Origin of the sequence: Stenotrophomonas sp. AG209, assembly GCF_003550055.1 — a bacterium.
Taxonomy (GTDB): Bacteria; Pseudomonadota; Gammaproteobacteria; order Xanthomonadales; family Xanthomonadaceae; genus Stenotrophomonas.
In genome coordinates this window covers 69,386-81,539 of record NZ_QXDB01000002.1, presented here as the reverse complement: position 1 = coordinate 81,539, position 12,154 = coordinate 69,386, and the positions used below count along the sequence as shown (strand labels likewise).

Genomic DNA, 12,154 nt, shown 5'->3' with positions numbered 1-12,154 from the left:
TTTCGCCGCTAACGCAGCGGCGCGCGCACGATGCCATGCGTGGCCATCAGCGTAAGGTCGCCGCCCAGCCGTGGCGAGTGGAACGGGCCGCGTGCATGCGCGGCGTCGAACAGGCCGCCATCCGGTGATCGCAACCGGTAGAACTCGACCCAGCCGCTGGCCTGCAGGGGCAGCTGTGCAACGCCGGTGTGTTGGTTGAACCATGCAGGGTCCTTGCTGCCTTCGACGACGCGGCGGGCAAGGCGGTCGATGGCGTGATCCCTGCTGGCGTACCAGTCCTGGCCGCGCAGCCGCGCCAGCTCAGCCATCATCACCAGCGGCGCCAATGCGTAATCGTGGTAGTGCAGGGCACGTTGCCCGCGCGCCATCTCCAGCGGCAGGCTGCCATCGTCCTGGATGTCATCGATGCCCTTCTGGAAGGCGGCGTGGCCGGCCTGCCACAAGGCCTCGTCACTCGTGGCCAGGCCGGTAGCCAGCACACCCAGGCCGCCCCAGTAGTAGTGGTTGTTGCGGCGCCGTTTCGGATTGTCCCAGTACGCCAGATTCGCTCGGGCCAGCTTCTGCAACCAGGGGTCGATGCGCGCGCGCTGCCGGGCACCAGCCTGGTCATGCACCTTCAGGTAGGCCATCGCTACCGCATCGAGCATCCACTGCCGCATGTAGAACGACTGGTTGTTGTAGACCCGGATCATCTGCCCGAGCATGGCGCCATCGTCGGCCCACGCACCCAGCCAGGCCAGCGTGCATTGCGCCGCCGCCCGGTCACCGGTGCGCAGGTAGTCATCGCTCATGCGCGCCACATCGGCGGCATAGCGGTCCAGCGGCGCGGTGGCGTCCTTGTTCTGCTGGTGCAGTACCGGGTCGATCACCGAGCCGGCCTTGTCGGTGTAGTAGCCCAGGGCGCGGATGTCGGGCTGTCCCGCCGGTGGCGGCGGGCAGGCAGCGTAGGCAGGAGCGCAGGCCAACAGCGCGGGCAGCAGCGCAAGACGCAAGAGGGGGAGAGACATGGACGCCGGCGGAAGGGGGAACCCGGCGAAAGATGCGCCCGGAGTTGTTCGCCAAGTGTGAGGTCACGCACGCCCGATGTGCAACGGTTCAGGACCGGAGCGGCTCCAGCGTGGCGGGAAGGATGCGTTGCGCTGTAGGCGACGCGTGCCCTTCTGGGCAGCGGGGTTGCGATGTAGTCTGCGGGTGATTCACCTACTCTGGAGATCGACCATGAAAATCACGGACTTTCTGGTAATGGATCACTATGGCGACCAGATCGACGCCGATCCCCATGGCAACAACATTGCATTCTGCTGTTTCGACTGCGGGTATCCCATACTGGCCGTCGCGCTGGAGAACCAACGTGGGTTTGATGAAATGCATCCGGCGGCATGCCGGGGCTGCAAGGTGAAGTACTTTCTTGATATCCGCAGCCATGCCGGGAAGCTGTACATACACCGGATGTGAGGCCGTTGGGTGCTTCAAACGAGAACGGCCCGGGAAGCCCGGGCCGTGAGATGCTGCCAGAGCCGCGGGGCATTCAGCCCCGCGCCCGATCACTCGATCGGCTGGTCCAGCATCAGCTGGCGTGCGAAACGCACCGGCGGGGCGCCGTAGGACAGCACCTGGTCGTGGTACGCCTTCAGGTTGAACTTGTCGCCCAGCTTCTCCTGCACCGCCTTGCGGGTGTCGAAGTGTTCCTGCGCACCGACGAAGTAGGTCGGCAGCTGCGCCGAGGTCAGCTGCGCGCGCACCCACTTGCCGGCGGCTTCGCTTTCCTGCTGGAACGCGTCGTGGGTCATCAGGTGCATCGCCTTCTCGCGATCCCAGTTGTCCACGTGCACGCCCTGGTCGAGGATCGCGTTGGAGATCGTGCGCAGGTAGAACTTCAGCTGCACCAGGTGGAACAGCGGGTCGTTGTTGAGGTAACCCTGCTCCTGCATCATGCGCTCGGTATAGACCGCCCAGCCTTCGGCGAACAGGCCCGAACGCAGCACCGCACGCAGGGTCGAGGGGAACTTGGCCGAGTGCCAGCCTTCCAGGTAGTGGCCCGGGGTGCCTTCGTGGATGCTCAGCAGGTGGATCATGCGCGAGTTGTATTCACGCAGGAACGAGTCGACCTGCTTCTCGTTCCAGTCGTCCGGAATCGGCGACACGGCGTAGAAGGTCTTCAGGTTCTTGTCCAGCGGGCCCGGCGAATCGCAGTAGGCCACGGCCACGCCACGCTGGAATTCCGGCATCAGGATGATGTCCACCGGCGCATCGGGCAGGGTCACCAGGTCGTGCTCGCGCACGAACGCGGTGGACTGCTCCAGCGCGGCCTTGGCGTCGTCGACCACCTTGTCGCGCGCCGGCTTGTCAGCGTAGGCCAGTTCCAGTGCGGCCTCGATCGCCTTCTGCTGCTGCTCGTCGGTCGGCTGGGCCGGCATTTCCGGCGCACCCGGCTTGTCCTTCAGCACGGTCTGCGCGATGCCGTACATGTCTTCGCGCACGCGCTTGAGTTCGGCGCGTGCACGCTCACCGATCTCCTGGCGCGACAGCGAGGAGCTCAGTGCGAACTTCAGCTTCTGGTCGTACTTTTCCGCACCGATGCGGAAGTCGCCCTTGGCATTCGGCACCAGGGTCTTGTCCAGCCAGGTCTGCTGTTCGTCCACGGCCTTCTTCAGGCCGTCGATGGCGGCCTGCAGGCGCTGCTGGTCGGCCTGCGGCAGTTCACCGATGTGTGGGGTGATGAAGGTATCGACGATGCTGAGGATGCCCTTGTTCTGCTTGGCCACCGTCTCGGCATGGATCTTCGGCACGCGGGCCGGATCCAGGTTCTCGCGGGCCTGGGCGAAGATCGCCGGCAGCTTTTCCATGCGCGCGGTGGCCGACTTCAGGCGCTCCGGCAGCGGCGCGAACTCACGGGCCATCAGGCCGTAGATCGCGCTGCCAGCGATGCCGTTGTACAGCTGCGGGTCCCACTTGCCGGACTGCAGCACTTCGGCGTTCCAGATTTCCGACTGCAGCTGGTTGCGCAGGATCGCTGCGTCCACCTGGTTCTCGCGGCCCAGCTTGGCCACCTCGATCTTGTCCAGCTCGCCCAGCAATGCCTTGTAGGCGGCCACGGTCTTCTGCTGGCCGGCGGCACTCAGGTCATCCAGCTCGCTGTCGTAGCGGTGGTCACCGATCTGGGTGGCGCTGACCGGCGAGAGCTGCATCCAGGTGTCCAGGGCGCGCTTGGACAGGTCGGCGAAGGCGGCATCGACCGCCGCGTCACCAGCCTGCTGGCTGGCGGCCGGGGTGGAACCGTTGGTCGGGGCGTCGGCCGGCTGGCAACCGGCCAGGGCGGCGACCAGGGCGAGGGCAAGGAGATGCGGGCGCATCGGCGTTCCTGTACAGGGTCAAACCCAGAGCATAGGCCCCCGGGGCTGCTTTGTCCCCGTGCCATAGGATTACCATGGGCGCAGACAGGGACTCTCCAGCGGAGCGCAGGACATGGAATACCAGGGAAGCTGCCATTGCGGCAGGATCGCATTCACCGTGCAGGCCGGGACGCCGATCAGCGACGTCATCGACTGCAACTGCTCGATGTGCCGCCGCCGCGGCAGCCTGCTGTGGTTCGCGCCGCGTGAGGCGTTCCAGCTGACCACCGATCCGGCGGACGTGGCGACCTATCATTTCAACAAGGCGCACATCGATCACCACCACTGCCGCGAGTGCGGCATCGCGCCGTACAGCGAAGCGGTCGACCCGCGCACCGGTACGCCGATGGTGGCGGTGAACGTGCGCTGCGTGCCGCAGGTGGACCTGGCCGGTCTTTCGGTGACCTCCTACAACGGGGCCGCTCTGTGAGGTCGCTGCGCGCGTGGACGCGCGTGATAGCGATGCCGGTACTGCTGCTGGCACTGGTGGCCTGCGCCAGGAACGGCGAGCGCGCGGCAGAGGCCGGTGCCACTGCGGCCGATGCCGCTGTCGCGTCGCCGGAAGGCGCGTTCCTCGCCTACGAACATGACGTGCAGGTGCAGCTGGAGGCGGCGCAGATCGCACCGCGCATCCAGCAGATCGCACAGGCCTGCCAGAGTGCGAAGTTCGGCGACTGTGCGGTGCTGCAGGTTGACCAGCGCAGCGGCGAGCAGCCCAGCGGCGAGGTCAAGGTGCGCATCGCGCCGAAGGGCGCCGAGCCGTTGATCGCGATGGCCGGTGAAGGTGGAAAGCTGCAGTCGCGCAACACGCGCGCCGAAGATCTCGCGCAAGCCGTGGCCGATACGGCACTGACCAAGGCGCGGCTGGAGAAGGAACATGCGCGGCTGCTGTCCTACCAGGACCGCAAGGACCTGAAGATCGAAGACCTGATGGCGATCACCACGCGCCTGTCGGAGATCGAAGCGGGCGTCGAGCAGGCCAACAAGGATGCCGCCCAGCAGCGCCGGCGCATCGATACCCAGCTGGTGACGATCCACTTCGACACCACCTCGGGCCAGCGCAGCCGCAGCGAGATCGGTGAGGCGCTGAGCGAATCGGGCAGCATCCTCAGCACCAGTATTGCGTTCCTGATCCGCGCCGCGGCCGCGCTGCTGCCGGTGGCGGTGCTAGCCCTGATCGCGGCCTGGGGTGTGCGGGCATGGTGGCGTCGCCGCCGCCGCACGCTGCCGCCCAGCCTCTGAGGTGAAGGTTGATGCCGGCAACCCGCCGGCATCAGCCCTCGTCGGTCTCGTACTCGACGAACACGTCCAGCTCCAGTGCCAGTTCCTGCACGGCATCGCGCACCTTCTGCGCGGTGCTTTCATTGCCGACTTCCACTTCCAGTTCGTGGATGCCCGGGCCAATGTCATCGGACAGCCCGGCCGAACTCGAATCGTCGTCGTCCATGTGCGGCATCAGGTCGTCGGTTTCCTCGACATGTTCGATGCCATCCAGGCCGAGCAGCAGGTCGCTGATCGCGCGGGCGTCGTCTTCGGTTCCGGTGATGCGCAGTCGTAGCATGGCCATGGCGTCGATATGGTGTGGGGTTGCCTGCAGCCTAGCCAGCGTGAAGCAAAGAACGGGTGAGGGCGCAGTCAGCCGTGCGTGGCCGGGCGCCCGAGCAGGCTTTCCGGCAACGCGGGAATCGGCGTGCGTTCGTCCTGCGCCTGCTCCAGCAACCAGTCGATGAACAGGCGCGCGGCGTGGCTCGGCGGTTGCCCTTCGGCATGCACCACGTGATACGCGTAGCGCGCTTTCAGCGCCGGGCCGGGCAGGCGCACCACCTCGTAGCGCTGCAGGTAGGGCTGCGCGATGTGGGTGCGTGCCAGCACCGCGCCCATGCCGTACACCGCGGCACGCATCGCATCGGTACTGTCGGCGAAGGTATGCATCGGCGGCAGCGGCGAGGGCGGGCGCACGCCGGCATGACGGAACCAGTCACGCCAGCCCTGTGGCGAAAGGTCGGTCAGCAGCGGCAGGTCGGCGATGCGCGCCGGATCGACCAGCGTTTCGACCCCGGCCAGCGCCGGTGAGGCCACCGGGAACAGGTAGTCGTCCATCAGGTGCTGCGCACGCAGGCCCGGCCATTGGCCCAGCCCGTAGCGGATGCCGACTTCCGGCCCGTTGTCGTCGTAGCGGTCCAGGCCGCTGCCGGTATGCAGCTCGATGCGGATGTGCGGATGGGCCTGGGTGAAACGCGGCAACCGCGGCAGCAGCCAGCAGTACGACAGCGAACGCAGCGTGGTGATCCGCAATGGCACGCTGTCCGCATCCGGGTGCAGATGGTGGGCAACCGCCGCGACATCGGTGAAGGCAGCGCTGGCGGCGTCGGCCAGCTGCCGGCCCTCGGCGGTCAGGCGCACGCCGCGGGCATGGCGCAGGAACAGCCGGGTATCCAGCACCTCCTCAAGGCGGCGCACGTGATGGCTGACCGCGCTTGCGGTCAGGTGCAGCTCCTGGGCGGCCTGGGCGAAGTTCTGGTGGCGCGCGGCGACCGCGAACACGGCCAGCGCGGGGAGCAGGGAAGGGCGTAGCTGCATGTCGAGCCTCAAACCATATTTGTGGCTGGCAGCGATACTACGCGCTTGTGCGGCAGGCGTCTGCGCCCGATCCTGTCTGCCTTGGCGAGGAACAGACGATGGACGGAGGCAGGGCATGAATGCGGTCCCACAGGCGGCCGAGCGCGACTGGCGCACACCGCTGGAATTGACCCTGCTGGGCGCCATCTGGGGCTGCTCGTTCCTGTTCATGCGGGTAGCGGTGCCGTCGTTCGGCCCGTTCGCGCTGGTCGAGGTGCGGCTGGTGCTGGGCGCGCTGGTGCTGCTGCCGTTCCTGTGGCGCGCCCGCGCACAGTTTCCGCCGCGGCGCTGGCTGTGGCTGGCGCCGATCGGCCTGATCAACTCGGCGCTGCCGTTCGTGCTGTTCGCTTATGCCGCCGAACAGGCACCGGCCGCGATCGGTGCGATCTGCAATGCGATGACGGTGCTGTTCGCCGCGCTGATCGCTTTCCTGTTCTTCGGCGAGAAGATCGGCATGCGCCGTGCGGGCGCGCTGCTGGTCGGCTTTGCCGGTGTAGTGGTATTGGCCACGGCCAAGGTCTCGGGCCTGAGCATCGGCACCGCGGTGCTGGCCGGCGCCGCTGCGTCGCTGCTGTACGGCCTGGGCGTGAACCTGGTGAAGCGGCACATGACCGGCCTGCCGTCGGCGGCAGCTGCGGCGGCAACGCTGTCGTGTGCCTCGCTGTGGATGCTGCCGATGGCGGTGAGCCACTGGCCGCAGGCGGCGATTCCGGCCAAGGCCTGGGGCGCAGCGATTGCCCTGGGCGTGGCCTGTACCGGCCTGGCGTTCCTGATGTTCTACCGCCTGATCGGGCGTATCGGCCCCTCGCGTGCATCCACGGTGACCTACCTGATTCCGCTGTTCGGCGCGGCGTTTGCGTGGTTGTTCCTGGGTGAGCCGGTGACGCTGCAGATGCTGATTGCCGGTGCGTTGATTCTGGGTAGCGTGGCGGTGAGTCAGAAGGGCTGAGGCGTTGGCGTTTTGCGCGTGGCGCGTGCTGAAGGTGCTTCACCTTTCATGGGCGTTACTTTTCTTTGTACGCAAAGAAAAGTAACCAAAAGAAACGTTCCGCCAGCCGCGAGCCGATGCTACGCATCGGTGCCCTGTGCTCCTCGGCCCGTCGAGGGACGGCGCGGGAACTCGCTGCGCTCAGACACCCGCGCCTCTTCGCCCTCGCCGGACCTGCGGTGCTCGGCTCGCTCAAGGCGGACCCAGATCAAAGGCCACAGCTGCACCCAGTAGATCCACGCCATGCGTGGATGCTTTTGCGGTTGATCTTGACCTTCCAGTCCGCTTTGAGCGAGCCGAGCATCGCAGGGGAATCAGGGGCGAAGAGGCGCCGATGTCCTGTAGAGCCGACTGTTAGTCGGCTGACTTCCTCGCACCGTCCCCTGATTCACCGAGAAGCGCAGGGGACCGACGTGCGAAGCACGGCGGCTCGCGACTGGCGGCGCGTTTCTTTTGGTTACTTTTCTTTTAGCGCGAAAAGAAAAGTGACGCCCATGAAAGGTGAAGCGCCTTCAGCACGCGTGACGTGCGGAAACCATCACCGCACCGGCACCGGAATATTGCAGAGATCGATATGCCCCGCCGGGCGCTTGTAGAAATCATCCACGCGATTGCGGCGCGCCTCCACCGTATCGGCGAAGGTCTTCGAATCGGTGAGCAGCACCTGGATCGGCGTGCGCTCGGCCGCCGGCACGTCGCTGGCACGGCGGATCGACACGATCGGCGTACGCAGCTTCGGGTCGGTGTAGAAGCCCATCGGCGCCGGGCCGCGCGGGGTTGCACTGAGCAGTTCCATGCCCTTCAGCACGCGGCCGACCAGGGTGATGTTGCGGTCCAGCTGGCGCGGCGACTGGCCGGTCACCACGTACAGTTCGGCGCCGATGCTGCTGTCTTCCTCGTTGCTGCGGCCGGCACCGAGCATGCCGTAGCAGTGCGCCAGCCAGGCCTTGCCGGCCTGTGGGTCCTGGCCGACCGGGAAGCCGTCGACGAAACCGGTCTGCGCGGCCCAGCCATCACGGTCGGGCAGCACGCTGACCTTCAGGCCGGCGCTGGCGCGTTCGAATTCAGCCGGCAGCTTGCGCGCGGCACTACCGAACGGCTTGGCCTTGGCGGCGTCATCGGCGTCGGCATCACCGAACTGCACCACGAAGTTGTCCTGCGAGCGGTAGATGCTGGTGCCGTCCCAGAAGTGCTCGTGGGCGAAGGTCTGGATGTTGGCGACATGGCGCGGGGCGAACTGCGGCGCCAGCTCGATGATCACCCGCCCGGCCGGCAGGTCCATGTACAGCAGGTTGGCCGGGTCCGGGGTGCGCCAGTCGCTGGCCGCCGACGCGTCGAGGATCTGCTGCGGGCTGCGGTAGGGCGTGGCCGCACTGGCCAGGGCGGGCAGCAGGCAGGACAGGGCGAGGGCGGTCAGGGCAAGGCGACGACGGTGCGGCATGGGAACCCCGGAACATGAACGAGGCTTCGATTCTGCGCGAGCGGCCCGGCCACGCCAACCGGCACGATGACTAACGACACATTCGCTATACCGAACTTCGCACTACTGTGGACTTCAACGTAGTGGAGGGCCGGTCATGTCCGAGGACGATGTCCAGCTGAAGAAGTTCCAGAAAGAGCTCAGCGCCGGGACGGTGTCGCTGGCCCTGCTGGCGGTGCTGGCCCGGGCTGGCGAGCCGCTGTACGGCTACCTCATTGCCAAGGAGCTGGAGCGGGTGGGCGAGGGCGTGCTGAGCGGCAAGCAGAGCGCGCTGTACCCGGTGCTGCGCAACCTGGAGGGCGCCGGCCTGCTGGAAAGCCATGTGGAGCCGTCCAGCAGCGGGCCGCCGCGGCGCTACTACCGCATCAACGAACGTGGCCGCGACGTGCTGGCGCAGTGGCGCCAGGCCTGGCAGGCCACCCGCGATTCAGTCGATTCCGTGTTGGAGGGGGTACCGCAATGAACGATCCGAGCCTGGCAGGCCGTGCCCTGCCGACCACCATTCCGCAGTACCTGGCGCAGCTGCGCGCGGCGCTGGACGGCGCCGATCCGGCGATGGTGCAGGACGCGCTGTACGACGCCGAGGAGTACCTGCGTTCGGAGCTGGCCGCGCAGCCTGGCCGCAGCGAGGCCGAGGTGATCGCCGACGTCGCCGGCAGCTATGGCGCACCGGATGAAGTGGCCGAGATCTACCGCGAGACCGAAGTGACAGTGAACCGCGCGCTGCGTACACCGCGTGCAGATACCGCGCCGGTGCTGCGTGCGGCGGCCGAAGCCAGTGGTGTCGAGCCGGCCGCGCCACCACCGGCGCCGGTGCAGCGCTCGCTGCTGGCCCGCTTCTTCGGCGTGGTGGCTGATCCGCACACCTATGGCGCGCTGTTCTACATGCTGCTGTCGCTGGCTACCGGCATTTTCTTCTTCACCTGGGTGGTGACCGGTCTGTCGCTGTCGCTGGGCCTGCTGGTCCTGATCATCGGCATTCCGCTGACTGTGCTGTTCTTCGGCTCGGTGCGCGGGCTGGCGTTGCTGGAAGGGCGGTTGGTGGAAGCGCTGCTGGGCGAACGCATGCCGCGCCGTCCGCGCTATACCGACCGCAGCCGCACCTGGCTGCAGCGCGTCGGCGACATGTTCACCGATGGCCGCACCTGGCTGACCCTGTTGTACTTCGTGCTGATGCTGCCGCTGGGCGTGGTCTACTTCACCATCGCGGTGACGCTGCTGTCGCTGTCGCTGGGCCTGATCTGGGCACCGGTCGCGGCCATCTTCAGCGGCGACATTCCGGGCGTCTACGTCGACGGCGTGAACGTGCTGCCGATGGCGGCCTCGCCGCTGGTAGCGATCGTGGTTGCCGCCGTGGGCGCGTTGCTGCTGCTGTTGACGATGCACCTGGCACGCGGGATCGGCAAGCTGCATGGGCTGATCGCCAAGAACCTGCTGGTGCGGTTGTAAGCGGTCAGGGGTCGGATCCCTGTTCGCAGAACAGGGCTCTGACCCCGGATCCGATCGTGCTGGGGTCAGAGCCCTTTCCGTTGGAAAGGGGTCCGACCCCGGGTCGGGCGGGGCATTACCCCGCCTTGCGGCGCAAGGGGGTCACGTTGCTCTTCTTCTTCGTGGCCTTCGCCGCCGGTGCTTCGGCATGTGCGGCGAAGAAGTCGCGCACCTTCGGGTACACCACTTCGCGCCAGCGACGGCCGCTGAAGATGCCGTAATGGCCGGCACCTTCGACGATGAAATGCTCGCGGCGGTCAGCGGCGATACCGGTGCACAGCGCCTGCGCGGCTTCGGTCTGGCCGAGGCCGGCGATGTCGTCCAGCTCGCCTTCGATGCTCAGCAGCGCGGTCTCGCGGATCGCCGACGGATCGACCTTCTCGCCGTTGACCACCCACTCGCCACGCGGCAGCAGGAAGTCCTGGAACACCACGCGGATGGTGTCGAGGTAATACTTGGCCGGCATGTCCAGCACCGCGTTGTACTCGTCGTAGAAACGACGGTGCGCGTCGGCGTCTTCCAGGTCGCCCTTGACCAGGTCGGTGTAGAAATCCCAGTGCGAGCTGAAGTGGCGGCTCGGGTTCATCGACAGGAACCCGGCGTGCTGCAGGAAGCCCGGGTACACGCGGCGGCCGGCGCCGGGATAGCTGGCCGGCACGGTGTGGATGACGTTGTTCTCGAACCACGACAGCGGGTTCTGCGTGGCCAGGTTGTTCACTGCGGTCGGGCTGCAGCGGGCGTCGATCGGGCCACCCATCATCACCAGCGTGCGCGGCGTGGGTTCGCCACGGCTGGCCATCAGCGAAACCGCAGCCAGTACCGGCACGGTCGGCTGGCACACGCTCACCACGTGCAGGCGCTCCACGCCAAGGTGGCGGATGAACTCCTGGATATAGGCGATGTAATCGTCCAGGCCGAATTCGCCTTCGCTGGACGGCACCATGCGCGCGTCGACCCAGTCGGTGACGTACACGCGGTGGTCGCGCAGCAGCGTGCGCACGGTATCGCGCAGCAGCGTGGCGTGGTGGCCGGACAGCGGCGCCACCACCAGCACGAACGGCTGGTTGAGCATGGTGTGCAGCTGGTCGGCTTCATTGCTGTGGCGCTTGAAGCGCAGCAGCTTGCAGAACGGCTTGCTCACTTCCTCGTGCACGACGATCGGCACGCGCTCGCCATCGACGTCGATTTCGTTGATGCCCCACTCGGGCTTCTCGTAATCCTTGCCGATGCGGTGGAAGAGTTCATTGACCGCTGCCAGGCGATCGGCACCGGGCATCTGCGACCACCAGTGGCCCTGGTTGGCGAAGAATTTGGCGTTGGCCTGGGCCTGGTGCACCCAGGGGGCGAGCAGGTTGCGGGTCAGTTCGTGCAGTTGATAGAGCATGACGACCGAATATGTATGGTCATATGTTGCCGCGCAGCATATCCCATCCGGGTGTCCCGCAGGTTAAGTCGGCTGAAAATAATGAATCCGGATTCACATCCGTTCCAGCGCGGCCGCATCGCCTGCCAAGGCGGGGCCGAGCCAGCAGTGCGACCCGACCGGCTGCAGGCCTTGCCGGGCCAGCGTCCGTCGGTACCAGCGCGCCGGGCGGGCCTGGAAGCCCTCGTGGTCGCCCTCGAACGCGTCTTCGGCGGCGAAGGTCTCCAGGAAGGCCACGCCGCCGGTCAGCTCCGCCACGCCGGCCAGTCCGGCACGCAGCTCGCGGTCGGGCACGTAGTGCATCACGTCCGAGCAGACCAGCAGGTCGACCGGGGCGCAGGGCCGCAGCCAGGCGAAGTCGCCAAAGCGGGCCAGGTGCAGGTTGCGGGTGCGGCCGTAGCGGCGCACAGCGTACTCGCTGCTGTCGAAGCCGAGGTATTCGACCTTCGGACGCAGCTTCAGCAGCGGCGCGCGCCAGGCGCCTTCGCCGCAGCCGATGTCCAGCACGCTGCGGATCGGCCGCTCCAGATAGTACTCGGCGCTGGCCACGGCCAACGCGACCTTGCGCGCCAGGCGGGCGCTGCCGCCGATGTCGGCGCGGCGGTACCAGCGTTGGAAGTAGGCGGCGTCGTAGGTCTTGTCCATGGGGCGGTGCGCGATCGGGGAAAACGGCGCCTATCGTACGGTGTTGCGGCGCGCCATGCGTCGATGTGTCGCGGCGTGCGTGCCTGCGGCCGCCTTGCCATGGCATGCGAGAATGGCCG

The 12,154-nt window shown here is 67.0% G+C and carries 13 protein-coding genes; 6 read left to right on the top strand and 7 right to left on the bottom strand.

The genetic code is table 11. The features are described 5' to 3' along the window. Positions 1-8: 8 nt before the first annotated feature. Positions 9-1,007, bottom strand: coding sequence for a polysaccharide lyase (locus DFO63_RS12055; protein WP_119007042.1), 999 nt, complete (start codon positions 1,005-1,007; stop codon positions 9-11). A 211-nt stretch (positions 1,008-1,218) separates the two neighbouring features. Between DFO63_RS12055 and DFO63_RS12050 the strand changes: the two genes are divergently transcribed. Further along, positions 1,219-1,455 carry a hypothetical protein gene (locus tag DFO63_RS12050; RefSeq protein ID WP_049446279.1) on the top strand — a complete coding sequence of 79 codons (237 nt, stop codon included), beginning with the start codon at positions 1,219-1,221 and terminating at the stop codon, positions 1,453-1,455. A gap of 89 nt (positions 1,456-1,544) precedes the next feature. Here the strand turns inward: DFO63_RS12050 and DFO63_RS12045 are convergent, their stop codons facing one another. After that, positions 1,545-3,353, bottom strand: a complete 1,809-nt coding sequence (locus tag DFO63_RS12045) for a DUF885 domain-containing protein (RefSeq protein WP_014036483.1) — start codon at positions 3,351-3,353, stop codon at positions 1,545-1,547. Between the two features lie 112 nt (positions 3,354-3,465). Here DFO63_RS12045 and DFO63_RS12040 point away from each other — a divergent pair, with 112 nt between their 5' ends. After that, positions 3,466-3,822 carry a GFA family protein gene (locus DFO63_RS12040; RefSeq protein WP_014036484.1) on the top strand — a complete coding sequence of 119 codons (357 nt, stop codon included), beginning with the start codon at positions 3,466-3,468 and terminating at the stop codon, positions 3,820-3,822. A 32-nt stretch (positions 3,823-3,854) separates the two neighbouring features. Then, positions 3,855-4,634 carry a DUF4349 domain-containing protein gene (locus DFO63_RS12035; RefSeq protein ID WP_182474421.1) on the top strand — a complete coding sequence of 260 codons (780 nt, stop codon included), beginning with the start codon at positions 3,855-3,857 and terminating at the stop codon, positions 4,632-4,634. Between the two features lie 31 nt (positions 4,635-4,665). Here the strand turns inward: DFO63_RS12035 and DFO63_RS12030 are convergent, their stop codons facing one another. Next, positions 4,666-4,959 carry a hypothetical protein gene (locus DFO63_RS12030; protein ID WP_005415831.1) on the bottom strand — a complete coding sequence of 98 codons (294 nt, stop codon included), beginning with the start codon at positions 4,957-4,959 and terminating at the stop codon, positions 4,666-4,668. A gap of 68 nt (positions 4,960-5,027) precedes the next feature. After that, entirely contained in the window at positions 5,028-5,972 is a 945-nt protein-coding gene (locus DFO63_RS12025; protein WP_101765183.1) for a LysR substrate-binding domain-containing protein, read from the bottom strand. A 115-nt stretch (positions 5,973-6,087) separates the two neighbouring features. Between DFO63_RS12025 and DFO63_RS12020 the strand changes: the two genes are divergently transcribed. Continuing rightward, entirely contained in the window at positions 6,088-6,960 is an 873-nt protein-coding gene (locus tag DFO63_RS12020; RefSeq protein ID WP_032128339.1) for a DMT family transporter, read from the top strand. Positions 6,961-7,537: 577 nt separating this feature from the next. Here the strand turns inward: DFO63_RS12020 and DFO63_RS12015 are convergent. Further along, positions 7,538-8,440 carry a peptidylprolyl isomerase gene (locus DFO63_RS12015; protein WP_119007040.1) on the bottom strand — a complete coding sequence of 301 codons (903 nt, stop codon included), beginning with the start codon at positions 8,438-8,440 and terminating at the stop codon, positions 7,538-7,540. A 136-nt stretch (positions 8,441-8,576) separates the two neighbouring features. Here DFO63_RS12015 and DFO63_RS12010 point away from each other — a divergent pair, with 136 nt between their 5' ends. Both DFO63_RS12010 and DFO63_RS12005 read left to right on the top strand, forming a co-directional pair. Continuing rightward, the gene (locus tag DFO63_RS12010) at positions 8,577-8,942 is read left to right on the top strand and encodes a PadR family transcriptional regulator (RefSeq protein WP_014036489.1); all 366 of its coding nucleotides are present in this window, start codon (positions 8,577-8,579) and stop codon (positions 8,940-8,942) included. Next, on the top strand, positions 8,939-9,928 hold the full coding sequence (locus tag DFO63_RS12005; protein WP_119007038.1) for a sensor domain-containing protein: 990 nt from the start codon (positions 8,939-8,941) through the stop codon (positions 9,926-9,928). Before DFO63_RS12010 ends, DFO63_RS12005 begins: the two co-directional genes overlap by 4 nt. Before the next feature lie 115 nt (positions 9,929-10,043). On the opposite strand, the gene phaZ is transcribed toward DFO63_RS12005, so the two are convergent. Together phaZ and DFO63_RS11995 are read right to left on the bottom strand one after the other, a co-directional pair. Beyond that, positions 10,044-11,351 carry a polyhydroxyalkanoate depolymerase gene (gene phaZ, locus DFO63_RS12000; protein WP_119007036.1) on the bottom strand — a complete coding sequence of 436 codons (1,308 nt, stop codon included), beginning with the start codon at positions 11,349-11,351 and terminating at the stop codon, positions 10,044-10,046. Positions 11,352-11,444: 93 nt separating this feature from the next. Then, complete coding sequence (locus DFO63_RS11995; RefSeq protein ID WP_049446269.1) at positions 11,445-12,035, bottom strand: class I SAM-dependent methyltransferase; 591 nt, start codon at positions 12,033-12,035, stop codon at positions 11,445-11,447. Between the last annotated feature and the right edge of the window lie 119 nt (positions 12,036-12,154).

Coding starts and splice junctions, on each gene's coding strand:
- DFO63_RS12045 (WP_014036483.1), bottom strand. CDS start 3,353: ATGCGCCCGCATCTCCTTGCCCTCGCCCTGGTCGCCGCCCTGGCCGGT.
- DFO63_RS12020 (WP_032128339.1), top strand. CDS start 6,088: ATGAATGCGGTCCCACAGGCGGCCGAGCGCGACTGGCGCACACCGCTG.
- DFO63_RS12010 (WP_014036489.1), top strand. CDS start 8,577: ATGTCCGAGGACGATGTCCAGCTGAAGAAGTTCCAGAAAGAGCTCAGC.
- phaZ (WP_119007036.1), bottom strand. CDS start 11,351: ATGCTCTATCAACTGCACGAACTGACCCGCAACCTGCTCGCCCCCTGG.
- DFO63_RS11995 (WP_049446269.1), bottom strand. CDS start 12,035: ATGGACAAGACCTACGACGCCGCCTACTTCCAACGCTGGTACCGCCGC.
- DFO63_RS12050 (WP_049446279.1), top strand. CDS start 1,219: ATGAAAATCACGGACTTTCTGGTAATGGATCACTATGGCGACCAGATC.
- DFO63_RS12040 (WP_014036484.1), top strand. CDS start 3,466: ATGGAATACCAGGGAAGCTGCCATTGCGGCAGGATCGCATTCACCGTG.
- DFO63_RS12005 (WP_119007038.1), top strand. CDS start 8,939: ATGAACGATCCGAGCCTGGCAGGCCGTGCCCTGCCGACCACCATTCCG.
- DFO63_RS12055 (WP_119007042.1), bottom strand. CDS start 1,007: ATGTCTCTCCCCCTCTTGCGTCTTGCGCTGCTGCCCGCGCTGTTGGCC.
- DFO63_RS12015 (WP_119007040.1), bottom strand. CDS start 8,440: ATGCCGCACCGTCGTCGCCTTGCCCTGACCGCCCTCGCCCTGTCCTGC.
- DFO63_RS12035 (WP_182474421.1), top strand. CDS start 3,855: ATGCCGGTACTGCTGCTGGCACTGGTGGCCTGCGCCAGGAACGGCGAG.
- DFO63_RS12025 (WP_101765183.1), bottom strand. CDS start 5,972: ATGCAGCTACGCCCTTCCCTGCTCCCCGCGCTGGCCGTGTTCGCGGTC.
- DFO63_RS12030 (WP_005415831.1), bottom strand. CDS start 4,959: ATGGCCATGCTACGACTGCGCATCACCGGAACCGAAGACGACGCCCGC.